This is a genomic window from Flavobacterium sp. HJSW_4 (genome assembly GCF_042436695.1).
Lineage (GTDB): Bacteria > Bacteroidota > Bacteroidia > Flavobacteriales > Flavobacteriaceae > Flavobacterium.
Map to the genome: position 1 here is coordinate 1 of NZ_JBHNPP010000038.1, position 26,094 is coordinate 26,094.

The window sequence follows — 26,094 nt, forward strand, 5'->3', positions numbered from 1 at the left end:
TGTCTTTTTTGAAAACGTCTGTTACTTCAATAACCACATCTTTTGTGTCTGGATTGGTTGTTTTAATTGGAAAAGCAGCCACAATCGGATTTTCGTTGCTTCCTTCTAATGCTTTTGCCAACATCGAATCGGCAGAACGAACATCTTGTCTGTATTGAAGCGATCTTAAATAAACCGTATTATTTGAACCTTTTTCAAAATAAATAGTTTGTTCATTCGCTTTTTCTCCACCAAAAGTTCCAAAACCTTCAGGCGTAGAAAGATATCGCGTTACAACCAACATGTATCGATTGAATAAACTGTCTGGAATTTGAAAGTAATATTTAGCATCGACTTGGCTAACTGTAAAAAGACCTGATTTGTTTTTCGCTTTATCAGTAATCACTTTATTATAAGCTAGCATACCTTTTGGCTGTGTGCTAGTGCTATCGGCTTTTTTTTCGGGTGTCTGGGCAAAACCATGCTGCCAAGCCGACAGCATGATTAGAGATATAATTAATTTTTTCATCTAAATTAAAATGGAACTTTTTCGTCTGTGTTTAATGTCAATTTTGGATTTTTCTGTAAAACCGATAAAGGAAACGGAATGATATATAATCGAGAATTTGGCTGTAAAGTATATGTTTTTTGAGGAACCGTTTTATTTACAATTGGAAATACTCGCGTAATCGTTTTTGCATATTCGGTTTCGGTATTTAATCTTTTAAGATCAAAGAAACGATTAAATCCTAAAAGCAATTCTTTTCTTCTTTCATTAATTACCAATTCCATTGTTTCTTTTCTTGTTGCCGGAACCGTCAAATCAACAGTACCAGAAAGAATACGTTTTGCTCTTAATGTATTTAAAACAGCAACTGCCTCAGCAAACTTATTATCTCTCGCATAACATTCTGCTAGCATTAAATACACTTCAGTTGTTTTCATCCCAACAGTTGGATAGAAAAATCTAGTGTATTGTGTTCCCCAATAAGCGGTGCCTGAACCTTGATCTAAGTTTGTTGTACTTGTTGAGTTGAAAAACAAATTGAAACGTCCATCGTTTATTCCGAATAAAGTTCTTAGTTCTGGACTAATGATGTAACTCTGAGCAAAGTTCATTTCGTTATAACCTGTCATGTACATGTAGCTCAAAACTTCTACGTTACTTGCCGCTGGAACGGCAACTGCTGTTGGTCCGCCCTGTTTGTTATAAGCTACTAAATCGAATATTTGATTGTTATAGCTAAGTGATTTTTCTGCGGCTTCTTGGGCTTTAGCAATTTCACGTTTAAACAAATGCACTTTAGCTTTAAACGCATACGCAAATGCTAATGATGGATGATAAACATCCATTGGTTTCTCCTTAAGATACGGCAAGGCATCTTCTATATCCCTCTGAATAAAATCGTAAACCTGTGCCACAGTAGATTTTGAAGGTTGTGATTCCAAATCAAATTTATCCATGATACAAATTCCTCCATCTGTTGCAGCAGTCTGCGGATCATACGCTTTTGCATACGTATTTACTAAAAGAAAGTGATCGTAAGCTCTAAAAATTTTAGCTTCAGCTTTTGCCAATTGCTTGACATTTCCATCTCCTTTACTTTCATCTACTAATGAAATAATTGTATTCCATCTGTTGATATAACTGTACGCTTGATTGTAAAAACTTGAGCCTGTCAATAACGAAACTCTGTCTACACTTTCATCAAAAGTAAAATTAAGAATGTCAATATTTGGCGTTCTTCCGATTACATTGGCTTCACGCATCCATTGGTCGTCTGACAAATATTGAAAGTTATTGATTGGATAACCTCTATTTGGCAGCGATACTAATTCAAGAAATTGTTCTGGAGTTTCAATTACCAAAGCTCCTTTAGGCGTAATTTCTGTATAATCGTCGCATGATGAAACGGTTAGCATCATCACAGACAGTAGTGTTATATATATCTGTTTCATTTTTTTAAAGTGTAAGATTAAATCCAAACAAGTATGTTTTTGGCAATGGCAAGCTGCGAACACCAGAATTTAAGCTGTAAACTTCTGGATCAATACGATTTCCAGCTGCGCTCCAATACCAAATATTATTCATTTGGAAAGTAAACTTCGCTGCTGTCATCTTAATTTTAGTTGCAAAAGCCTTTGGTAAATTATATCCTAAAGAAACATTTCTCAATTTAATATAATCGCCATCTACAACATTTGCAGTTGAATATCGCCATTGACTGCTTATAGTTGAAGCATAGTTTCTAACACTTTCGTCAAAATCTACATATAAACGCGTATTGCCGTTTCTATTGTCATCCGTGTAACGATCTGCAATTCCAGAAAGATTTACGTCATCAGAACCCATATCAATAGTTTCTTTACGCATTACATTTCCTCCTGAGAAAACAAATAAGAAGTTTAAATCAAATTGCTTATACGAAAAACGCTGTGATAATGAACCCGTGTAGGTAGGCATTAAAGATCCCATATTTTCTAAGGCCTCTGGATTTGTAATTGATTTTATACTTGTTGAATTTGGATTTCCATTGGCATCAAAAGTAATAGACGGATTTCCATTTTCATCCAAAACATACGGATAACCATTTACCGTTCCACCATATTTATATGCGTACATACTGTTGAAATAATCACCTTCTACAAAGAAACTAGTTGGAGAAGAAACATATGAATAAGCTGTAGATTCGGCTCTTGTTACTTTTTGCACTGTTGTTTTATTAAAGGCAAAAACGAAATTAGAGTTGATACGAAGATTTCCATTATTATACCACTCAGAACCTACAGTAAACTCGATACCTTTATTTAATAAAGCTCCAGCATTAATTCTTCTTGATGTAGCTCCTACCGTAGGATCAAGATCTGTTGTCGCTAATAAATCACTGCTGTACTTGCGGTAAACATCGATAGAACCGTTTAATTTGGCTCTGAATAAACTATAGTCTACACCTAAATTTAAACTCTGTGTTTTTTCCCATCGTAACATCGGATTTGGCTGCGAAGTGATATTTGTATATTGTAAAGACTGGTACAAGTTATCATTTCTTCGAGTTGCTGTAATATAAGGTGTTGTGCTTTGATCTACGTTTCCGTTGATACCGTAAGTCGATCTCAATTTAAGCATACTTACCCATTTCACTGGTTTCATAAATTCTTCATTACTAATGTTCCATCCTAAACCTGCTGACCATAATGGGCGGTTTTTATATTTTGGATCAACACCAAATAAGTCGGCTTTATCCACACGATAACTTCCTGTAATGTTATATTTAGATAAATAAGTATAGCTCGCTGTACTAAAAATAGAAAAATAACGGTGTAAAATTTCTTGTTGTGTTCTTCCTAATGCTGCAAGCGTTCTATTGTTTCCGAAAAGATAACTAGAAACTCCTGTTTGACTCAATGCAAGATTGTTTAATACAGCAGAAGTAAGCGTAACAGGATCATAACCATATCGTAACTGCTCAATAGATCTCGGAACATACGTTTCACGCATTTCTGTACCTACCAAAGCATTAACAGAGTGTTTGCCATCTCCAAATTCTTGATTAAAATCTAATTGATTTCTAAAAGAATAATTGCTCGCCTGAGAACTAGATTGTTTGTATCGTCCACCTGTAGAAAAACCATCTACATAAGTGTAAGCATTTGTAGTCGGATTGTATCCTGTTAATGCATTAATTGCATAACGCATTCTATAAGAGTTAACGTCGTAATACTGTTCGTTATCATTTTTTCTTACTTCGTATTGAAATTGTGTATTGAAACTTAATCCTTTATATAACTTTGCTTTAATGTTGGCAAAAGTTCTTAAGCTTAAAGAATTCTGCTCTGTAATACCTTCTTTAAGCGCATCTAAAACATTAAAATTCGTCGATTTAAAACCTGTTAAACCTTGCATTTTCTCCACCATCGCTGGATTTAGAGCTCCGCTTGAGGTAAAACCGTCTCTAATTGATGCAAATGAAGATTGCACTAAATTTCCGTTATCGTCTGTAATACGCTCGTATCGTTTTTGAATGTCGTAATTGCTAAGTTCATAATCGGCCGCTTCATCATTACTATACGTTCCATTTACACCAAATGTAGCATTTAGCCAGCTATTTACCTGAAAACTACTTTTTGCATAAAGGTTAAATGCACGGCCTTTATTGAATTTTACACGAGCTTGAGATTCATCATAATTAAGCGAAACATACGTGTTCTGCTTGGTGGTACTACCCGAAAAAGCAACATTATAACGCTGTCTGAATTCATTTTGCCAAACATTATCACGATAATCTTTATAATAGTCATTCTTTCTCCATTGTGCAAGAGTTGTATCGTAAGTAGCGTTATCGATTTTTCCCTCTTCTAAATTTCTGTTTAATTGGTAAAGTGGACTGTAGTATTTCGTATTGCTATTTCCAATGTCTCCATAACTGCTAAACATAGTCGCAGTATCTGCAAATCTTGCTCTTTCTCTGTTATAAACGGCCTGCTCAAAGTCGATAAGTTCGCTTGTTGAGGCATAATTCATATCTCTCAAATTTGGTTTTTCTGAGATAAAGAAATCAGTGTTTACGGTAACTTTTAATTTACCATTTCCTTTTTTGGTAGTTAAAACAATAATACCATTTGCAGCTCTAGAACCGTAGATAGAAGCCGCAGCCGCATCTTTAAGAACGTCAACGCTTTCAATATCATACGGATTAATTTCATCCAAAGTCAATTCGCTTGGAAGACCGTCAATTACAATTAACGGACTGTATCCAACATCACCAGAAAAAGTTCCAATACCTCTCAAAATAGGCGTATCAGATCCAAGTCCGTTTGGATTTTTCTGAAACATCAAACCCGCAACACGTCCTTCTATTGCGCCAGATAAATTAGAATTGATATTTTCGTTTAATACCTTTTCATCCACTTTAGCAATTGCACCTGTAAAATTACTTCTTGCAATAGTCTGGTAACCTGTCACCACTACTTCTTTCATTGCCGCCACTTTATCTTCAGCAACAAGTGTAAAATCTGTTCGTCCTGCAACACCTATAGATTTGTTTTCGATAGTTAAACCAGACAATTCTAAAACAGCGTTTGGCGAAATTTTATCAAAAGAAAATCCTCCATCAAAGTCGGTTACAGTTGCTCTATTAGTTCCTGCAACGGTAACCGTTACTCCTGGAAATGATTCATTTTTATTATTTACTACCTTTCCTTTGATATCGATTAATGCGTTTCCCAAGCTCTCGTTTTTTTCTTTTGGAGCAGTTACAACAATCGTTTGGTTAGAAAGCGTATATCGTACACTCTGATTTTTAAAAACTTGGCTTAAAGTTTCGTTCAAAGTCGCATTCTTAACAGAAATGCTAACAGGTTTTGAATCCTTAAGCAGTTTCTGTGTATATAAAACTTCGTAATTGGCTTGTTTTGCCACTTCTTTCAAAACTTTTTCAAGAGGTGCATCTTTAAAATTTATAGTGATGCTCTGCGCTTGCCCAGTAAAACTGCACAATAGCATAAACACACCTAATATCAATAGATTAGCCGAAAAAGGAACTCTAGGAATCTTTTTTTTAAGTTTTTTGTAAGGTTTTTTTGGTTGTAAATTTAATTTCATACATTTACATTGGTTATAGTTAAACAATAGTGGACAACTTATATTGGCTATAAACTTTTAAACAAACCGGAAGCATCGCAACTGCCTCTGGTTTTTTAGTTTATAGACTCAATATAATCGGTTTAATAAAGATCTTACGGATAGACAATAATCGTTTTTCCTTCAACCTTAAATTTTATATTACTAAGCTCAAGTACTTTTAATACTTCAGATAAATTTTTATTTCTAAATGTACCTCCGTTAAATCTCACGTCTGAGACATCGCCGCGGTATTCGACTTTAATTCCGTACCAGCGTTCCAATTGTTTCATTACTGATTTTAAGTCGGCATTATCAAATTTAAATCGGCCATTTTTCCAAGCGATTGCTGCTTCGGTATCGACTTCCTTAACTGCAATTCTACTAGAACTTTCAGATACATTTGATTGTTGACCTGGTTTTAAAATCGCTTTTTGATTTTTAGAAGAAACCGCAACACTTCCTTCTAATAAAGTCGTTTTTACAGCAGATTCATTATTATAAGCATGAACATTAAAATGCGTTCCTAAAACTTCTATCGTTTGATTATCTGATTTTACTAAGAAAGGCTTGTTCTTATTTTTAGCAACTTCAAAATAAGCTTCTCCTTCTAGCTCAACAATTCTTTGGTCACCATTAAATTGAGTTGGATATTTGATAGACGAAACCGCATTCAAGAATACTTTTGTTCCGTCAGCTAAAACAATATTGTATTGTCCGCCTGTTGGAGTTGAAAGTGTATTGAATGAATTCTCATCTTCTTTTGAAGTTTCAGCATTTGGATTTATCACATAAGTAATCACTCCGTTGGCATCCATTTTAATAGTTACCTCATCTTGATCTTCTTTAGCAATAATATCTTTTGAAGAAATATCTGAAAGTACAATTTGCTTTCCGTTTGAAAGCGTTAAAATTCCTCTGTTTCCTCCTGGCGCAATTTCTTTCGGTTTTTCAACAACCTGAATACTTTCTGGTTTTACAACCGATTCCGATTTTGTAAAATAGAATAATCCCGCACCAAACAACAAAGCAATTGATGCCGCAGCAGCAACGCGTGGCCAAAGATTAATTACTTTAGTTTGCTGCACTAAAGGAAGTCTCGATTTCAAATGTTCGTAACTATCTGCCAGTTCGTATTCGCTAAGCTGCTTCTTACTATTTGAAGCTTTATGCAAATACCAAGCATCGAGTTTGTCTTTATCTTCATTTGATAAAGTACCATTTTGATGTCTTTTAAGCAATTCTAGAAATTCAATTTCATTCATAATTACAACACGAAATTTTGTCTTGTTTTAATATAAGACAGTTAGAAAGGGGTTTTGTCATAGATGAAAATCAAAAAAATATTAATTTATCATTAATAAATTCGTCGAAACGTTAGTTTCTCTTTATTAATGAGGGTTTTATGAGTATATTTTATTTTAAAATTTAACAAAAACAACGACAAAAATTTACCAGATAAAAACATTCAACGCTGATTTTAGCTTTCCGCGAAGAATTTTTAGCGAATTATAAACTTGCTGTTTCGCCGTTTTGTCTGTTATATTTAATTGTACAGCGATTTCGTCGTATGAAAGTTCTTCTACTTTTCTCAAAAGAAAAACTTCACGCATTTTTTCAGGAAGTAAAGCGATTTCGTTTTCAATGATTTTCTCTAATTCTTTTTCTCGAAGTTTAGAATCAGCAAAAACATAATCATTTTCAATAAAGTTTGAAATAGAATCAGCATAACGCGAAACCACTTTTTCGTGTGCGATATGATTTAAGATTCTGTTTTTGGTTGCTTTGTATAAATAAGAAGAAAGCGATCCTGTAATTTCCAGCTCCTGACGTTTGTTCCAGATAAACAAAAATACTTCTTGAACAACATCATTGGCTTCGTCATGATTACCAATCATTTTGTAAGCATGATTTACTAAAAGTCTGGAGTACCTTTCAAAGATTTCTGTATAGGCCAATTGATCATCTTCCTTAAGGAGATTTAATAAGATATGATCAGCATATTTGCTATAAACAGACATTAATTAATAAAAAGTGAGGATCAAAAACGCAATATTAAACAATTTTAATGTTAAAAGCCAAAAGATTATTAAGTTAAAAAAAGCGCAAAGGATTTCGTAAACATTTTTGAAGAAAATTCAATATGATTAATCTTAATAATATTGAAAAGCAGCACTCTAGTCTCAAAAAGGCTATTTTGATATCCAAAAGTTCGATTTAATTCGAAAAAACAAAAAGCCTGTAAAAATAAATTTACAGGCTTCTCATATATTTTCTTCTTTGATTCTTAAATAAGACTTTCTCGATTTCTCTTCCTATTTCTCGCCCAATATAAAAGATACAAAATCCCTAAAACAAGAATCAGAATATCAAATTTCATAATCTGCGGAATACGCATAATTTGATCGCTGTAATAACTTCCTCCTAAAAGCGCTCCGCAACCAATTCCAAGTTCCATCGAAATATACATCGTTGCAACCGCTTTTCCTCTATGATCAGGATTACTCAAATCAATAGTCCAAGCGCTAATTGCTGGCGATAAAATTCCTGTACCAATTCCGTAAATCGCAGCTCCGACCAACAACATCTGAATATCCCTTCCTTCGCTTATTACAAAAAGCGCAGAAGCTGTTATGATTAATCCGGCCAGTATCACTTTTGGTCGCCCGTGTCGGTCTGAAACTTTTCCTGCTCCAAAACGAACTAAAACTGACGCTACTGTAAAAGCAGTAAAAAATATTCCTTTATTTGTTGCTCCTACATGCTCGCTCCAATCTGGAATTAAAGTCAAAATAAGTCCGAATGCAGTGTACGAAAGAAAAGTAATAATTCCTGCTGGGAATACATTTCTATCTACAATATCTTTTCTTCCAATAATAAACATCGAACGGTTCAATTTTTCTTTTGCGGCAAGAGTTTCTTTCATATTCAATACGATAATAATAGAGAAAAATGCCAGAAACGACGAGCAATAAAACATAACATTAATTCCGTACAAATTCACAATCATACTTCCTAATGCTGGTCCAAGCGCGCCACCAATGCTGAAACACAATCCGTGCATTCCAAGCGCTTCTCCCCATCGGTGCTGCGGAATAATATCTGCCACATAAGCCGAAGTTGATGTAGGCTTAAAACCTGTTGAAAAACCATGAACCAAACGCAGCAATAAAAACCCTGAAACAGAACTCAAAATAGGATACAAAAATCCGCAAACCACACAAACCGAAGAACCGATTGCCATAACTGGAACTCGTCCCCATTTGTCGGTTAGCTTACCGCTAAAAGGTCTCGAAATTGCTGCCGTAAGTGTAAATAAGGAAATAATAAGTCCTTTGTATTCTGCTCCTCCTAAACTGCTTAAATAGTTTGGAAGCTCTGGAATCATCATATTAAAACTTGATGAAAATAGTAAAGAACTCAAACAAAGTAAAATGAATTGTAAGGTATAAATTGATTTTTCGTTTTGTGACATTATTGATTTTTTGATAACTAAAGGCTGATAAGAAATTATAATTTTTTAAAATAATTCCAGCTGATTATTTGGGTTTATAGGTTTCTTTTTAGGAGGTTTTGCCTCTCCAAAAACGGTTCTTCCTCCATATAAATGCGATTGTTCCCTTTCTCTCTGAACTAGCGCATCAAAATTGGTATTTGGAGTAAAGCTTTCTTCTGCTTTCCGCGAAATTTCAGATAGTTTTTGAATGGCACTCAGTTTGTCGCTATTTCCAATTTTAGCACGATTAATAGCGCGTTGAAGCGTATCTATAGTTTCATCATAAATTTTTACTGGAACAGGAAAAGGATGACCGTCTTTTCCGCCATGGGCGAAAGAAAAACGAGCAGGATCTTCAAATCGTGTTGGAGTTCCATAAATGATTTCGCTCACTAAGGCTAAAGATTGCAAAGCTCTTGGTCCCATTCCTTTCAGAAGCAGTAATTCTTCAAAATCTTCTGGTTTGTTTTCGTGAGTAGTCCAAAGCATTGCGCCCAGTCTTTTCATATTTACATCTTCCATTCTCACATCGTGATGCGCGGGCATAGAAAGATGCTGCATTTCTTTTATGATTTTAACGGGCGATTCTTTTACCAATTCTAAAATTCCTTCGCGAGATTTTGTAGCGGCGTTAGCAGTAAGATTTAAAATAGAACCTTGATTTTCACCATAAATAAAAGTATGCGGTTCGTTTATAAAAGACTTCAAATCTTGCGAATGCCAATGGTATCTTCTGGCAGTTCGAGAATCCGGATTCATTCCTTGCTGAATAACAGCCCATTGCCCTTTATTATCAACAATAAAATTATGCTGATACAATTGAAATCCGTCCTGAATGGCGGTGTTATCTACTTTTGCTGTAAGTCGGCTGCAGCTGGCAAGATTAACTCCATCCAAACCTGTTTTTTCTCCAACAAATAAAAGTTCCTGCGGCGTTGCCATAGAATATTTTCCTTTGCCTCCACAGATATAAATTCCGAGTTCTTTCGAATGCGGATTAACAGATTTCTTCAATGCTCCAAGCACCGAAGTTGTGATTCCAGAAGAATGCCAATCCATTCCCATAACAGCTCCAAAACTCTGAAACCAAAACGGATTGCTCAATTTACTTATAACTTCAGCAGTAGAAAATTCCATCGCGATAGTTTCAACAATAGCAAAACCAAGCTTTGACATTCGTTCAGCAAGCCACATTGGAACATGTCCATAATGTAAAGGAAGATCTGCCGTGCCTGAACGTTTCATTTTTGAAGAATTATAATCCTGCAAAAATACTTCTTTTAATTGTGAATTATAAATTGTGAATTGTTAATTCAAGTTTAAAAGTGCAGAGTACAAAGTTCAGAGTAGCTCGTAACTCGCAATTCACAATTCACAATTTATAATTTATAATTTAGACAATCTCAATATCTTCTGCAGGTTCTTCGACAGGCGCTGCATTGTCGTCCAACCAAGCAACAAACAGTTTGTAACCTATTGAAAACACAATTGGCCCAACAAACAATCCGATGAAACCTGACATGATAAAACCTCCAATTACACCTAGAAAAATCACAAGCATTGGCACAAGCGCGCCTTTTCCTAGTAAAAGCGGTTTCAAAACATTATCTGATAATCCGCTGATGATGAAATATATCGTCCAAAAAATAGCATAACCAGAATCTCCTGTTGAGAAAAGAAAAATGATAACTCCGATATTAATTATAATTGGTCCAATCTGTAAAATTGAAAATATCAGACAGATCAAAGTCAAAATTCCAGCATACGGAATATCAGCCCAAAACAATCCAATCGCCTGAATAATAGTCTGAATAACCGCAACGCCCAATATTCCTTTTACAACTTGATAAATGGTAGAAACGGAAATGGTCATAATTTCTTCAGCTTCATTTCCAGCAATTTTTTTAAGGAATTTCATAAAAAAAGCTTTTGAACTTGGCGATACTAATAGAATTCCCGCAATAATTATAGATAAAATAAACTGTAGAAATGCGGCACCAGAACTCAAAATACTCGCCATAATTTTAGAAGTCAATTCTCTTATCTGATCTTGGTATTTCACAACACCTTGTTCCAAATCTGTCGACATCGAAAGTAAAAACTCGTAAAGCGGTTTACCAATTATTGGCCATTCTTTTATAGAAGGCCCTGGCGGCGAAACTTTTAATGTTCCTGCTTCAAAACTATTTTTAAGTTCTAAGAAATTGCCTGTTGCTGCTTTCAGAAAATAAATTAAAGGCACTAACATTATAGCAATAATCAAAATAGTAATGATAACCGAAGCCAATCCTTTTCGACCTTTTAAGATTTTTTGCAATGAATTAAATAAAGGATAAAATACCACCGACAGGATTACCGCCCAAAGAATTGGCATAAAAAAAGGCAACAGCAATTTAAGGCAAAATCCAACAATCAGGAAAATGAAAAATAACTGCAAAATAGTTTCAAAAAGTTCTTTTCTCTTATTCGAATTAGATGTGTTCATGGCTATGTTTTTTTTTAAAATTGTGAGTTGTGAATTGTTAATGATAAATTGTTAGCTATCAAAGCCTACGTTATACTTTTATGTCTTTCTTCTAGCATCTTTCATTTCACTTCTTGCCAGCCCCAAAATTTGCATCTGAAACCAATCTTCCAATTAAGATGACGGGATACAAAACGCCTGTCAAAACTTCAATCTGGACGAGCGAACGAGCCAAAGGATGCAAAGGCACTATTTCTCCATAACCTGTCGAAGTCATCGTGATATAACTGAAATAAAGGAAACTAGCTTGATCACTATTACTTTCAAATTTTGATTCGGCTATTTGAAAAGAACCTTCAATATGATTATAAAGAAATAAATAAAGCGTCGACCAAAAGTGAACCAATAGCATGTAAACCACAATTGATCCGATGATGCGATAGGTTGTTACAGGACCTGGCTCTAAAACTTTTACTAAAACCAAAGTGATCAAAAGAAGCATAATAGCAACCGAAAAAACAAGATCGGCAAATAGAATAATTACGTTATGGTTTAAATAATTGATCCATTGAATGATAAGAAACAGAATCGGAATTATAGAAAGACTAATAGCTTGTTTTTTATGTTTGGACAATGCTACAATTCCTGCAAAGAGAAACAGCATCCAAAATATATTAACAGCCACCATAAAATGAGATTTACCTCCAAAAAACGGAATAGCAATAAAATGCATGATACACAGCAATATCAGCATCCCGCTAAGTCCCTTTTCTCGAGTCCAAAAACGATATAAAAAACGATCTTTTTTTGCTATCATAATATTAAATTTCAAATTCCAAAGCCTAAGAAAAAATTCTATATTTTATAATCTTGCTTCTTGTCTCTTTCTTCTTTCTAGTCTCTTCACCCTCAAATCGGTATCGGCTCAACTTCTACTCTTCCAATTGGTCTTCGCCAAAGTTTAAAAAGCAGAATAATAAAAATGGGCAGAAAACATATTGCCGACATGACGAGATAAATATCTTTGTAAGCCAATAAAATAGAAGCTTGCGAAGTTTGGTTGGAAAGGCTTTTTTCTGCTTTTTTTTGTGCCTCAGCATCCGATAATCCCATGAATAAAAATTTCTTTTTTGAATTTTCCAGCTGACTTTCAGCTTGTTTGTTTATGGCGCTCAATTGCTGACTCAAACCTGTTTTATGCTGCACATTCATATTCGAAATAAAAGTTCCTAAAATAGCTCCGCCCAATAAAGAAGCAAAAATTGCCTGAGCTATAATTCCGGTCATCATGCGCGAAGTGCTCAATTGTGGCGGAACTCCCTCTGAGATATAAAGCAGCGAAACAGGAAAAATAAATCCCATTCCTAATCCTTTAAAAATTAAAGGCAGATAAAAATCGGATGCATCAATTCCTGGATAGAATCTGAAAAAGAGCGTAATATGATAAATTCCGTAACAGGCAAAACCTATTACCCAAATGGTAGCGAGATAAATGCGTTTGTATAAAAGATAAGTTGAAAGCGGAATCGAAATACATAATCCAATCAATAATGAAAGATGCGTTACAGCTCCAAGAACAGGATCAAATCCGAGAACATTTGTCATGTAACCTGTTACGACACTTCCTGTTCCGTTCATTATTCCGATATAAAACATCAAAAATGCACCTGCTACAACATTCTTAAATTTATAAACATCAGGATTTATTAAAGGTTCTGCCGTAAAACGAACATGAAGCATATAAATTCCTGCCGTAATAAATAAAAATGCGAAAGCAAAAGTTATTTTAAGATCGCTAAACCAATTTCTCGTTTGTCCTTCGGCACATAAAAAAAGAATTATTGTAAAAAATAAAATCATGATAATCCAACCTCTCCAATCAAATTGAAATTTGGTTTTAAGAGGCGCAACATCGGCTTTGTAAAAATACCAAGCCAGAATAATGCAGATTAAAAAATTGACATTCAAAAAATAAACTCCGAATGTCCAGTTATGAAAACTCACAAAATGCGCTCCTAAATATTGATACAAATGCTGACTTCCTTTTTGTATAAATTGAAAAATGCCGTACATCAAAGCCATATTTAAAGCTGGATTGTATTTCAATAAAATAGGAACCATTGAAGCAAATATTCCAATGATCGAAACTATTGCCAAAAGCGAACGACATAAAACAAACCACGCAATTGTTGGTGCAAACAATGAAGCGGTATTAAATAAAAGCGATAAAAACGAAACTGATAAAATCATAGTTCGAACTTTGATTTGTTTTCCTAATTTTAATCCTAAAGGCAAAAAAGCGAGCATGGCAAAAATGGGAATGTAAACCGCATAACTAAAAGCACTTGTAGAAGGTCCAAAATGTCCTAATATCTGCGAATTATCATAAGTGGTAACATTCAATCCGTTAAAAAAAGGAATCGTCAGAATGTATAATCCTGTCAGTGTGAAAAGGCTCCTTTTTTTTCCTGCAAACATCTTTTACTTTTTTACTTCAACCGTTACATTCATTCCTGGTCGTACTTCCTGAAGCTCTTTAGACGGAGTTTCAAATTCAATTTTAACTGGAATTCGTTGTGTTATTTTTACAAAATTTCCTGTTGAATTATCTGGTTCTACCATCGAAAATTTAGCTCCTGTTGCTGGAGAAAAACCTGCCACTTTCCCTTTAAATTCTTTTCCATCCAAAGCATCAATCGTAATGGTAACTTCTTGACCTTGCTTTATTTTTTCGATTTGGGTTTCTTTAAAATTCGCCGAAATCCATAATTTCTCCATCAGAACCATCGTAGCAATAGTTTGATTGGCATTGATTAATTCGCCAATAGACAAATTTCGTTCTCCAATAAAACCATCGGCAGGCGCCATAATTGCCGTATAAGACAATTGCAATTTTGCTGCATCCAAATCTGCTTTTTTTCTCGCAACTGTTGCTGTGGCCGCTTCTAGATTAATCGAACTCTGTTTGGTAATCGAACTGCTTGCTTCCAAACCTTTTCTTCCCGCCTTAACATAAGCTTCTTCCGATTTTAATTTGGAAATAACCTGATCGTACTGATTTCGCGTTACCGCCGAATCTGCAAACATATTTTTAAAGCGCTGATAATCTTTTTGAGCCTTTTCTAAGCTTGCCAAATCTCCTGCTAATTTCTCTTTTCCAGAGGCTTGATTGGAAACTGAAGTCGTTATATTTTGCTGTAGCGAATGCAAATTTCCTTCAGCTATAGCCAAATCTGCTTCTGCTTGTTTGACTTTGATAATATATTCTTCATCGTCCAAAACAACCAACGTATCTCCCTTTTTCACTTGCTGATTCGATTCAAATTTTATTTCTTTTATGTGTCCTGTTGCGCGCGCTGCAATGTTGTTTATGTAAGCTTCGACTTGAGCGTTATTTGTAGTTTCATAAGAACTGAAATCAAAGAATAAACTTAAAATCCACAATCCTCCTGCAATTAGAAAAACAAAAGACAGAATGGTGAGAACTCTGTTTCTCCTTTTTTCACTTTTCTGAATTACTACATTTTGTGTATCTACTTCGCTCATAACAAGATAAATTAAAGTTTGCCCATCGCATATTGAAGTGAGTAATATTGAATAATCAAATCTAAATTGGCGTTTACGAGTGAAATTCTAGAATTATTTAGTTGTAATTCGGCATCGACAATTTCGCTGATTAAAGCAAAATCGTTGTCATAACGGCTTTTTACAATCTTATAATTGCTCATCGATAATTCTACATCTTTCTTGTAAGTTTTGATGTTTTCCTTGCTTTCCGCATATCTGACGAAGGCATTTTTAACTTCTGTAGAAATCTGATCTTTAGTAACTTCTAAGGCAATATTACTTTTATCAATTTCTAATTTGTCTCCGCTTATGCGATGTTTCAGATTATAGAAACTAGAAATATCCCAGTTTAAAGAAAGTCCTGCCGCCCAATAATTCAATACATTCACATAATTAGGCCATTGCGCTGGATATTCTGTATTGAGGATAAGATTTGCATTTAAGTTCGGTTTAAATCCGCTTTTAGTTAAACTCAATGAAGATTCTGATAATTTGATTTTTACAGCTGCGCGTTTGATCTCTTCTCTATTCTGAAAAGCTTCTTCTAAACTTTGCTGCAGATTCATGTTTTCTGTCGGGATCATACTTTCTGCGACTTCAGGTTTCAGAATAGTATTCGTCGGAAAACCGATTAAGATATCCAGATAATTACTGATCAATTCAATCGTATTGGTACTTCTAAAAACCGAAACTTTAAAATTAGATTGCTGTAATTCGGTTCTTAAAAGATCGCTCGTCAAATTCTGACCATTCTTTACACGAGATTTTAATTGATTGATTCGAATATCGGTATTAATGATATTTTGTTTCGTTACCTCAATTTGACGATATAGTTTTTCGAGCGTGAAATATTGTTCCGTAATCGCGTTTTTAACATCAGCTTCTGTCATTTTCACTGCTGATTGCTGCATTTCGGTAATTAATTCCTGCTGATTAATTCTTGTATTTATGGCATTTCCAGCGTAAATGGGCAATGACGAAATAATATTGGCAAATGCTTGATGATTGTAATAATTGACGGTAATTTGGTTTTCATAAAATCCTTCATACAATTTTGGATCTCCGATATAATTGTAACCGCCGTTTAAACCGATCCTTGGCATTTTGGCAATTTTAGCCTGGCCGACATTTTCATTCGCAATTGCCAAATCAGCATTTGCCAGTTTTAGTTGCCGGTTATTTTTAATTCCTAATAAAATTGCTTCGTCGAGCCTTATTTTTTTTGCAGATGCAAGACTGACCGTATCTTGCTGTGCAAAACCTAAGTTACAGCTGCAGCACAATAAAACCAGAGTCAAATGTTTTAAATTTAAAACTCTAAATTGCCAATAACTCATTCGATTATATTGATTTAGTTTTGCTTTTTTTTTGGGAATTTGTAATCAATATTATTTAGCAAACTTTCTGTAGAGGCTTAGAAATTCTTTTTAAGGCAGTTATTTTCGAATTAAATTTAAAACTTTAATAATCAAAACTTTAAATATAAATAATCAAAATGGTTTCATCTTATAAAATGAAACCATTTTGAGGTATTTTTGAGCCTATGCTAAAACAAAAAAATCGCATCAATCAATTTCTGATCGATACGATTTACAAATAAATCAACATGTAATTATCGGCGTATAATTTTTATTTTTCAGTTTTAGACGCATCCAGCAAAACAGCCAATTGAATGCATGGCGAATCGGATCGATTGCTCCAAGCATGATTGGTTCCACGCTGGATTACAATATCTCCGGCTTGCAGCAAGGTTTCTTCTTCATCAACAATCAAGTAAATTTCGCCTGAAATAATGATGATATAATCTAAAGTATCTGTCTGATGCATTAAAGGATGCGGTTCTCCTTCTTTGGCTATCACACCCAAATCTTTATCGGGCGGAATCTGGACATAACGAAAATAACTTCCATTTTTTGGCGTGTTCGGAAAAGCAGTATTTTCAATAACTTTTTCTTCAAATTTTACGGGTGTCGAATCTGTTGACCAAATATCTGAAATGATTAATCCAGGAAAATGTTCTGAGACATTCGTAACAATTTCATCTTGTTCTATAATTGATTTTCCGTTTCGTAAACCTGTTACGATTCTTCTTGGTATTGTTTTCATTATTTATTGATCTTCATTATTAATTTTCTGCCGCTTGTTTTATTTTCTTTTAGAATTGAAAGCGCTTTCTCAACAGTTTCTTTGTTCAATTCTCCAACTATAGAAATATTGGGCGGACTAATTATTTCATTTTCTATTAAATGGCTTAATTCTGTTAATCCGTTTTTATAATAATTGTATTGTTTTTCAATTCCGTACGCATAATTTGAAATATTATAAATTGAAGCTCCTCTTGAAAAAAGAATTCCGCGTGATTCTGGAGTCGAAAAATTGGTGACATCAATATAAATTCCGTTTATTTTTAGGAGTTTTGCGGCAATTTCAGCGACATTATTTCCAACTAAATCTACAGCAATATCAAATTTTTTATTTTCGTTTAAAGAAAGAGCCGTTTCGTAAATATCTTCTTTTTTATAATTGATGATTTGTTTTGCTTTCACTCCAAGATCAACCAAAGAAGCGATACTTTCTTCATTTCCTGCGGTAACTACAAAATTGGAAAAACCTTTCGCGATAAGCAGTTTAATAAAAATATTACCTACCCCTCCAGCCGCTCCTGTAATCAATATCGAATCAGTCAAAGAAGCATCCATTCGTTTAAAAGCCTGCAAAGCGGTAAGTCCCGCTGATGGAATTCCTGCCGCTTGTTCAAAAGAAATATTCTGAGGTTTGTTGACTGCAATTCCTTCTGGAACACAAATATATTCTGCATAAGTTCCGTTTGAACCCATACTTCCTGATCCGCAAAACACAGCATCGCCAATTTTAAACTCAGTTACTTCACTTCCAATTGCCGTAATTATCCCCGAAAATTCACGTCCTAGAATTGGGGAATGAATCAACTTTCTTTCTGAGCCGTTTTCGGTCATTTGATAATCAATCGGATTAAAACCTGAAGCCATAATTTTTACCTGAATCTGATTTGATTTAGGTTGTGGAATTTCAACTGTTTCCAGCCTAAATTCACGGTTTTCCTGTAATACTATTGCTTTCATTTTTATCAATTTAGTTTACAAAAGTATCGCCGTAATATTTTATTTTTGTTATGGGTTAACCCGAGGTAACCGGTTACCAAAGAGAAACTAGTATGGCAAAAATTAATGATAACGGAGTCCTTCGCGAAGCCAATTGTTCTGAAGAACTTATGGCAATGCGGGACAGTCTTGATGTTTTAGGTGGAAAATGGAAATTAATGATTCTAAGGTTTTTAACTAATAGAACTCATCAAGTCATTCATTTAAAAAAAATGCAACGTGAAATTGATGGAATTTCGGCTAAAATGCTCAGCAAAGAACTTAAGGAACTTGAAACCAATTTACTCATTTCCAGAACCGAGCAAGATACTAAACCCGCTACGGTTATTTACGCAATTACCGAATATGGCAAATCCGTACTTCCTGTTACAGAAACCTTAGTTAATTGGGGATTGGCACACCGAGAAAAAATCATCGAATCGATTAAATAATCTTTTCAAGATACCTAACAGGTTTTAAAAACCTGTTAGGATTACTATTAACTAACTTAACTCAAACTAACTTAAACCATTCTTTTACATCTTTTTCGATGTTATCTTTAATCTTCGGATTTTCAAATTCATTGGAAACCGAATTATATTCATAATCTTTCTTCCATTTTTTATAATTCAGAGCTACTTTTTCAATTGCGTCGCAGATGTAAAAAAGCTCTTCATTACTCATAATTGGATGCAATGACAAACGAACCCAACCTGGTTTATTGGTCTGATTTCGCTGCAATAATTCATTTGTAATTTCAGCCGATTTCTTTTCATTGATATTAAAAAGATAATGCGCATACGTACTCGCACACGACCAGCCACCACGAACCTGAATTCCGAAACGGTCATTTAAAAGTCTAACAATCAAATTGTAGTGAATATCTTCAATCACAAAAGAAACACAGCCAATTCTTTCTGTGGTTAAATCTCCTAAAATGGATAATCCGTTTATTTTTTGAAGCCTCGAAAAACAAAGATCAAGCAATTCTTCTTCTCTTTTTTTGATGTTCTCCACGCCCATTTGCTCTTTTAATTCTAAAGCCAAAGCAGTTCTAATCACTTGCAGAAAACCTGGAGTTCCGCCATCTTCTCTCACTTCAATCACATCGCTGTAACAATATTTTCCTAACGGATTGGTCCATTTTACATTTCCGCCACCAGGATTATCAGGAAAATCAGATTGGTATAATTTTTCATTAAAAACCAAAATACCGCAAGTTCCAGGTCCGCCCAAAAATTTATGAGGAGAAAAGAAAATCGCATCCAATTGTTTTTCAGGATCTTTTGGATGCATATCTATTTTTACATAAGGTGCCGAAGCTGCAAAATCTACAAAACAAAGTCCGCCGTTTTGGTGCATAATTTTGGCCAATTCGTGATAAGGCGTGATAATTCCCGTAACATTCGAACAAGCTGTAAACGAACCAATTTTTAAACTTCTATCAGCATATTTTTTTATTTCTTCTGAAAGAACTTTTGGATCAACTAAATTATTTTCATCAGGAGAAAGAATTACAACATCTGCATTAATTTCGTACCACGGAACTTGGTTCGAATGATGTTCCATGTGCGTAATAAAAACGACTGGTTTATCTATTTCAGATTCATAGTTTCTTCTAACTCCAATAATGCGTTGCAGTTTAGATAAAGCTGCCGTCATTCCGCTTCCAGTTGTTACCAAAACATCTGATGAACTGGCATTAACCGATTTCTTTATAATTTCTCTCGCATGCTGATAAGCATACGTAGACGTTTTTCCTGTCTGACTTGAAAATGAATGTGTATTGGCTATCATCGGACCAATTTTATTGAGCATTATATCTTCAATCGGGCGGTATAATCTTCCGCTGGCAACCCAGTCTGCATAAACTAGATTTTGTTCTCCATAAACCGATTCGAAAATATGGTCAATTCCTACTGTATTTTCTCTAAACTTAGAGAAGTAACACTCAGATTCTGTTGGTTTTGTTGTTGGCTCAATAGCATTCATATCCTTATCATTTTAAATTAACTAAATTGTATTTTAAATAGGCTTTACCCAATATTGTCATTCCGAGGAACGAGGAATCTTCGTCCTATATTCCGCAAAGATTAGTTACATTCTTTGAGGAGTTTCTTGTGGAGATCCTTCCTTCGTCAGGATGACAAGATTATGTGTTTTTATCAAATTTTATTCTCCAAAAGAGATTTTAAAGTCGATTGCAATTCTTCTCCATGTAGGTTTTTCGCAACGATTATTCCTTTAGAATCAATTAAATAATTTCCAGGAATTGCTCTCACTCCATATAATTTTGCAACGGCGCTGTTCCAGAAAAGCAAATCAGAAACGTGTGTCCATGTTAGATTATCATCTTGAATTCCTTTTATCCAATTTTCTTTCTTTTTATCTAAAGAAATTGCTACAATGTTGAATCCTTTATCGTGAAATTCTTTGTAGGCAGCAACGATATTCGGATTCTCTTTTCGGCATGGACCGCACCAAGATGCCCAAAAATCGACTAAAGTGTACCCTTTTAAATTTTCATAAAGGCGAACTGGTTTTCCATCTGGATCTTTAGCGGTAAAATCAGGGGCTTTTTTACCAACTGCTAATCCGTCTAAAACGGTAACCAGTTCTTTTAGTTCTTTCACGTAAGTAATATTTTGAAGGCTTTTATCTAATAAAGCAATATTTTGAGTGATTTGTTCTGGCGATAATCTGTACGACCAATTTCTGTAAAGCACGTAAGCCGAAACTATAGATTTTGGATGTTCTGTTATGAATTTGCTGATTTCAACGTCTTTCGTCTTTTTATAGGTTTCGAATAAATCTTGAGAAGCCGAACCTTCAACCACAGAACCCGTGTAATATTTCTTCGGACTCAATTTTACCGTAATCGGATCTTTTTCAAGAAAAATATACAAAGGCGAACTTTCTGTATTTACGCTTAAACCGTATAATTCTGGTGTTTTTACTTTTGTTTTAAAACTAAAATTTCCGTCTTTTACTTTAGCCGAATCAATTGTAGTAAACATTTTATTGTGAAACTTCTGCAAGTAAACGTATTGCGCCACGGTGTCGACAACAGTTCCTTTTAACTGTAAATTATTTTCCTGAGCTTGAGTTTGAAAAGCTCCAAGAAGCAAAGCAAAACCTAATAGTATTTTTTTCATTTTATTTTTAGTTTTTTAAGATTAGACAAAAGAATTCCAGGCCAATGCCAAAAGCCATTAGCGTTATTTTTATTTTATAAAGGGAATCTGGAAAAGACTACTGTTTTCTCATTCAGAAAAAGGCAAAGCTGTTTTCTTCAAAAATGGAATTCAAGAGTTCATAACCGCTGTACAAAATTGATTCTGCTTTCATAATAAAGATTTTAATATGGATGATCTTAAACAGATTTACGGAGAAATCTTTCTTATCTGCCCGCACACAGCGGAAGGATTTAGCACCTTATTCGGCAACAGGTTGCTAAGACTTCAATGGGCCTATTCCCTCAGTCTTTCTGGATAAGTATCATTATTTAAATTTTCTGTAATACAAATATATATTAATTCTACCGAATTAGTGTAATTTAAATTATATTTTTTTAAAATTTTTATTTAGAAATGCTTTTAAACCATCACAAAACAATAAAAATCAACAAATTAAGATAAATTATTATTTTGAATTCATCTTTCTTTTTATAAAAACAATTCATACGTTTTTCCGAAATGTAATCTTTATTCTCAAAGAAAAACATGCAGATATTTGTTCTTTTCAAGATTTGGAAGCGTCTCTTTTAATCCGTTTTCTAGATTTGACGTAATTAATCCCAACGCTTGTTTGAGATCTTTAAAAGTATTTGGTTTCACAAAATAACAGACCGCTCCAAGATTGGCCGCAGTGTCCATGTCATTTTTATGTGAAGAGGTAGAAATCATAATTACAGGAATATCTTTATAACGTTCCTCTTGTTTTAATTGCTTTAGACATTCCCAGCCATTCATAACTGGCATATTTAAATCCAGAAAAACAACCTTTGGAGTTTTCTCTTGATCTTTCAGCATATTTAATACTCCACTGCCGTTTTCCGAACAATGGCAAACAATACTTTCATCAATTTCTGCCAGCGCTTCGCAAAACATTTCTGCATCATCTGTATCATCATCAGCTAATAAAATCATCTTTCCTTCCATAATTAAATGTCTTTTACTTTTTGTTCGAATGGCAGTGTTATAATAAAAATTGCGCCTTTATCAGCAATTCCGCTTGCGGTAATACTTCCGCCGTGGCGTTCGGCTATTTTTTTACAAAGTGACAAACCTAAACCTGTTCCTTCGTAGCGATCTTTCGAATTTAGACGAGTAAACGTTTCAAAAATACGTCTTGTTTGATCAAGATCAAAGCCAATTCCGTTATCTTCTACCGTAATTATGGCTACTTTACTTCCATCTTCAATTTGTTCTGTCGCAGTGATGTTAATTTCTGGCGGAACGTTTTCTTGAGCAAATTTTATAGAATTATTAATCAGGTTATAAAATAGCTGATATAATAATACCGATGCGCCTTCTATAATTGGAAGCTCTTCAAAATAAATCTTGCCGTTTGCTTGTTGAAGTGCAATTTCAAGATCGGTTTCTATATTTTTAATGACTTCATTTAAATCGACAATTGTTGCTTTTTGCGAATCTGCATTCATTTTAGAATACGCCAACACTCCATCAATCATATTAAACATACGATCTGCCGCGACATGAATTCTTTCAATATATCTTGATGAAGATTCGTCAAACTGTCCTTCCATGTGATCTTCCAGACGACTCAAAAAGGTTTTTATTTTTCGAACAGGTTCTTTCAAATCATGCGAAGCAACATGGGCAAACTGCTGTAAGTCATCATTGGATCTTTGCAGTTCTTTTGTACGATCTGCGACCAGAATTTCTAGTTTTTCGGTAATCGATTTTTGTTCGTGAATATCCGTACAAGTTCCAAACCAATTGGTAATTACACCTTCTTTATCTCTAATAGGAAGCGCTTTACTCAAAAACCAGCGGTATTCTCCTGTGCTAGCATTCTTTAAACGAAATTCAAGCTGATAAGGAACTCCTGCATTAACACTTTCGTACCAAGTTTTTGATACTAAATAAACATCATCTTTATGCAGTTTTGAAATCCAGCTTGGATCTCCAAATTCATGTTCTTCGAAACCTGTATATTCGTACCAACGGCTATTATAGTAATCAACAAAACCTTCTGAATTGGCTGTCCAAATAATTTGAGGAACCAAATCTGCGAGTTGTCTAAATCTTTCTTCGCTTTCTGCGATAACATTTTGAAGTTGTTTTTGCGAAGTAATATCACTCGACGCGCCAAACCATTCAATAATCTTTTCATGTTCATCTAGTATCGGCACCACTCTTGAAAAAATCCATTTAACAGAATCATCCTCATTTATGGCTTTGTGTTCCATTTCAAAAATGGATTTTTCAACTATCGATTTAGAAATAAGATGAACCGCCATTTGCAAATCGCTAGTATGAATAAATTTGTCCAGCCAATTAATCCCACGTTCTCTTTGATTAGTCAAACGCCCGTCTCCTTCTAGATTTTGCATAATCATCCAATCAGCATCCATGCGATAAACCAAATCTGAAGAGGCATTGACTAAAGCTCGAAAACGGCTTTCGCTTTCTTCCATTTTTTGACGTGCGACAACTTGCTGCGTAACCTCAACGGCTACCTGGATCATTCCGGTTATTTCTCCGTCTTCAATCAACGGGCGATAAGCCAAATTATAATAGTAGTCTTTTAATTCTCCTGTACGATTGTGAGGCACGAGAACTTCACTTTGATCAAAAGGAATTCCTTCATTGTAAACCTTCAAAACCTGTTCCCAAACATATTGCCCTTCGAGTTCAGGCAAAACATCAATCAGTCGCATTCCCACAATTTCTTCACCGCGACCTATCATTTGAAGCATATGCTTATTGATCTGTTCAATAACAAGATCATCACCTTTAAGCACTAAAGTTGGAGCTGGCGTTTGGTGAATCATTTTTCGAAAACGATTCTCACTTTGCTGCAATTTTTCTTCTGCTTGTTTGCTTTCCGTAATATCTCGCGTTGTTCCGGCAACAAGTTCTACTTCTCCCTTTTCATTAAAAACGGGAACTAAAATGTAATCGTAAATTCTTCTCCCTAATTCAGCATGAGGGAAAGAAACGGTTCCTCTAATCGATCTTTTTTCGGCAGCAACGGTATCTATTTCTCTTTCGTGCATTTCGGCATGCCAATCTTCATAACCATTTTCTCTTAATCCGCGTCCGATTGAGTCTTCTGCCGATTTGCCCCACATATTAAGCAAAGCTTTGTTGGCGTACGTAAATTTGTAATCAAGATTAAATACATAAACCAGATCGGGAGTTCCGTTTATTATAGAATTGTATAGTCTTTTTTGTTTTTCTGCATCAAGCAATGCATTGTTAAGAGCTGTTTCGGCATGTTTTTTTTCGGTGATATCTTCCATTGTCACCACCAAAACATCGTCTTGTTTTACGGCAGTAAATCTGAAGCATTTTTTTTGAGCTTCTTCTCCATACCATTGCTCAAAATTGGCTGTAATTCCAGTTTCTGATGCTTCTATAAGCTGTTCTAGAATATTCGTCCCTTTAATTTTAGAAAAAACTTTGGTGAATCGTTTGCCCTTGTAATCTTTATCATCGATCCAATTAATAATACGATCATTAAACAACAATATTGAAAAATCTTGGGCTTTGTCTTTATTATCGTACAAAGACTTTAAAACTGCAATTCCATTTGGTGCAGAATTAAAAACGGTCTGAAAAAGATCTAAATTATTTATTAGCTCCATTATCGTACTAAATAAAGGGATTTTCTAAAGTTTTTCAATAGCAAAAAAGGAATTTAAACGGTTAATTTCTTTCTCAAATATAGAGAAAAACGTTTTTATTTTTAACATTCGTTGAATTCTTTTATCGCATTCTAAAATCAAAAAAGCCGAATCATAAAGATTCAGCTTTTTCATATTTTTTTGCCGAATAATTATTTCGTAATCGTATCAGCTTTAACTGTTGCAGTTGTATCCATATTAATTGTATCTACTTCTGGTCCAACTGTATCAAAAGTTTTTTCAATAGAATCATTTTCAGATGAATCTATTGTAGTGCTTTCATTCTTTTTACAAGAAAATGCTAATCCTGTTAGAAGAATTAAGAAAGCAAGTTTCATTTTTATTTGCCTTTTCATAATCATATATTTTTTAAATAAATATTTCCTTGTATTATTTTATAAAAATAGTCTTTTAAACAAATGTAATTTTTACACAATTTCAACTACTTTTTATATAATGCTATTTCTTTTTACGTTTAATACTATCTTTTTTGGCTTTTACACTATCTTTTTGCACACCTGTCGCGGGCGTGTAAAGAGCACCGTCTTCTGGGCTTTCACTCGGTCCGCTTCCTGTTCCAACTGTACTTTCTGATCCATTTTTTTGAGTAGAATTAATACCTGTCTCCATGTTGTTTTCGGTTTTTACGCTGTCTATTGTATTCTCTCCGCTGTCAAGAGGCGATATTACAGTTTCTATTTCATCGCTGTAACCGTCATTTTTTTTACACGAACTTAATACTCCTATCAGACCTATCAGAATCATTATTTTTATTCTCAAAACTGTTTTCATAATTATTTACTTTTCAATTTATGCTAAGTAACTATTATTAAAACGGTTAGGCTTATACTATTTCTTTTCATTCTTACATAAAACCGCACTGGAAATCCTATAAAATTTTTGAATTAAAGCTGTAAACCTTCTCTAGGTTTTAGTTAGTAGCTTTGAAATGAACATTTTACACATCTTTATAAA

Annotated in this window: 21 protein-coding genes and 1 riboswitch; of the genes, 1 reads left to right on the forward strand and 20 read right to left on the reverse strand. The window is 34.3% G+C overall.

Annotated features, from left to right (window positions below; translation table 11 throughout):
* The 14 genes from ACE01P_RS21915 to ACE01P_RS21980 form a co-directional block, all read right to left on the reverse strand.
* Positions 1 to 508: DUF5118 domain-containing protein (locus ACE01P_RS21915; RefSeq protein ID WP_379701177.1), on the reverse strand; the 508-nt coding region annotated here is incomplete at its 3' end.
* A gap of 5 nt (positions 509 to 513) precedes the next feature.
* Positions 514 to 1,938 carry a RagB/SusD family nutrient uptake outer membrane protein gene (locus ACE01P_RS21920; protein ID WP_379701178.1) on the reverse strand — a complete coding sequence of 475 codons (1,425 nt, stop codon included), beginning with the start codon at positions 1,936 to 1,938 and terminating at the stop codon, positions 514 to 516.
* A gap of 4 nt (positions 1,939 to 1,942) precedes the next feature.
* Positions 1,943 to 5,581 carry a SusC/RagA family TonB-linked outer membrane protein gene (locus ACE01P_RS21925; RefSeq protein ID WP_379701179.1) on the reverse strand — a complete coding sequence of 1,213 codons (3,639 nt, stop codon included), beginning with the start codon at positions 5,579 to 5,581 and terminating at the stop codon, positions 1,943 to 1,945.
* A gap of 134 nt (positions 5,582 to 5,715) precedes the next feature.
* The gene (locus ACE01P_RS21930; protein ID WP_379701180.1) at positions 5,716 to 6,864 is read right to left on the reverse strand and encodes a FecR family protein; all 1,149 of its coding nucleotides are present in this window, start codon (positions 6,862 to 6,864) and stop codon (positions 5,716 to 5,718) included.
* A gap of 186 nt (positions 6,865 to 7,050) precedes the next feature.
* Positions 7,051 to 7,620: an RNA polymerase sigma factor gene (locus tag ACE01P_RS21935; protein ID WP_379701181.1), complete on the reverse strand. Its 570-nt coding sequence runs from the start codon at positions 7,618 to 7,620 to the stop codon at positions 7,051 to 7,053.
* Between the two features lie 266 nt (positions 7,621 to 7,886).
* Positions 7,887 to 9,074, reverse strand: coding sequence for an MFS transporter (locus tag ACE01P_RS21940; RefSeq protein ID WP_379701182.1), 1,188 nt, complete (start codon positions 9,072 to 9,074; stop codon positions 7,887 to 7,889).
* Positions 9,075 to 9,119: 45 nt separating this feature from the next.
* The gene (locus ACE01P_RS21945; protein WP_379701183.1) at positions 9,120 to 10,340 is read right to left on the reverse strand and encodes a DUF763 domain-containing protein; all 1,221 of its coding nucleotides are present in this window, start codon (positions 10,338 to 10,340) and stop codon (positions 9,120 to 9,122) included.
* Positions 10,341 to 10,488: 148 nt separating this feature from the next.
* Positions 10,489 to 11,580, reverse strand: a complete 1,092-nt coding sequence (locus ACE01P_RS21950) for an AI-2E family transporter (RefSeq protein WP_379701184.1) — start codon at positions 11,578 to 11,580, stop codon at positions 10,489 to 10,491.
* A gap of 106 nt (positions 11,581 to 11,686) precedes the next feature.
* Positions 11,687 to 12,376: an ion channel gene (locus tag ACE01P_RS21955; protein WP_379701185.1), complete on the reverse strand. Its 690-nt coding sequence runs from the start codon at positions 12,374 to 12,376 to the stop codon at positions 11,687 to 11,689.
* A 92-nt stretch (positions 12,377 to 12,468) separates the two neighbouring features.
* A complete protein-coding gene (locus ACE01P_RS21960) occupies positions 12,469 to 14,037 on the reverse strand; it encodes an MFS transporter (protein WP_379701186.1) in 1,569 nt (522 codons plus the stop codon).
* Between the two features lie 3 nt (positions 14,038 to 14,040).
* On the reverse strand, positions 14,041 to 15,105 hold the full coding sequence (locus tag ACE01P_RS21965) for an HlyD family secretion protein (protein WP_379701187.1): 1,065 nt from the start codon (positions 15,103 to 15,105) through the stop codon (positions 14,041 to 14,043).
* A gap of 11 nt (positions 15,106 to 15,116) precedes the next feature.
* Positions 15,117 to 16,463, reverse strand: coding sequence for a TolC family protein (locus ACE01P_RS21970; RefSeq protein ID WP_379701188.1), 1,347 nt, complete (start codon positions 16,461 to 16,463; stop codon positions 15,117 to 15,119).
* A 292-nt stretch (positions 16,464 to 16,755) separates the two neighbouring features.
* Positions 16,756 to 17,232, reverse strand: a complete 477-nt coding sequence (locus ACE01P_RS21975) for a cupin domain-containing protein (protein ID WP_379701189.1) — start codon at positions 17,230 to 17,232, stop codon at positions 16,756 to 16,758.
* Positions 17,232 to 18,227, reverse strand: a complete 996-nt coding sequence (locus ACE01P_RS21980; protein WP_379701190.1) for an NADP-dependent oxidoreductase — start codon at positions 18,225 to 18,227, stop codon at positions 17,232 to 17,234. Before ACE01P_RS21980 ends, ACE01P_RS21975 begins: the two co-directional genes overlap by 1 nt.
* A 92-nt stretch (positions 18,228 to 18,319) precedes the next feature.
* On the opposite strand from ACE01P_RS21980, the gene ACE01P_RS21985 reads away from it, so the two are divergent.
* On the forward strand, positions 18,320 to 18,697 hold the full coding sequence (locus ACE01P_RS21985; RefSeq protein WP_379701191.1) for a winged helix-turn-helix transcriptional regulator: 378 nt from the start codon (positions 18,320 to 18,322) through the stop codon (positions 18,695 to 18,697).
* Between the two features lie 61 nt (positions 18,698 to 18,758).
* Here ACE01P_RS21985 and ACE01P_RS21990 read toward each other — a convergent pair whose 3' ends face one another.
* The 6 genes from ACE01P_RS21990 to ACE01P_RS22015 all read right to left on the reverse strand — a co-directional run bounded on the left by ACE01P_RS21990 (position 18,759) and on the right by ACE01P_RS22015 (position 25,911).
* Positions 18,759 to 20,237, reverse strand: a complete 1,479-nt coding sequence (locus tag ACE01P_RS21990) for an aminotransferase class V-fold PLP-dependent enzyme (RefSeq protein ID WP_379701192.1) — start codon at positions 20,235 to 20,237, stop codon at positions 18,759 to 18,761.
* Positions 20,238 to 20,410: 173 nt separating this feature from the next.
* The gene (locus ACE01P_RS21995) at positions 20,411 to 21,400 is read right to left on the reverse strand and encodes a redoxin domain-containing protein (protein ID WP_379701193.1); all 990 of its coding nucleotides are present in this window, start codon (positions 21,398 to 21,400) and stop codon (positions 20,411 to 20,413) included.
* Between the two features lie 242 nt (positions 21,401 to 21,642).
* Positions 21,643 to 21,743: riboswitch (SAM riboswitch) on the reverse strand.
* 212 nt (positions 21,744 to 21,955) lie between these two features.
* Positions 21,956 to 22,405: a response regulator gene (locus tag ACE01P_RS22000; protein WP_379701194.1), complete on the reverse strand. Its 450-nt coding sequence runs from the start codon at positions 22,403 to 22,405 to the stop codon at positions 21,956 to 21,958.
* 2 nt (positions 22,406 to 22,407) lie between these two features.
* Entirely contained in the window at positions 22,408 to 25,080 is a 2,673-nt protein-coding gene (locus tag ACE01P_RS22005; protein ID WP_379701195.1) for a PAS domain S-box protein, read from the reverse strand.
* Between the two features lie 191 nt (positions 25,081 to 25,271).
* Positions 25,272 to 25,475 (reverse strand): hypothetical protein, encoded by a 204-nt coding sequence (locus tag ACE01P_RS22010; RefSeq protein ID WP_379701196.1) that lies wholly within the window; start codon positions 25,473 to 25,475, stop codon positions 25,272 to 25,274.
* Positions 25,476 to 25,578: 103 nt separating this feature from the next.
* Positions 25,579 to 25,911: a hypothetical protein gene (locus ACE01P_RS22015; RefSeq protein ID WP_379701197.1), complete on the reverse strand. Its 333-nt coding sequence runs from the start codon at positions 25,909 to 25,911 to the stop codon at positions 25,579 to 25,581.
* Positions 25,912 to 26,094 lie beyond the last annotated feature (183 nt).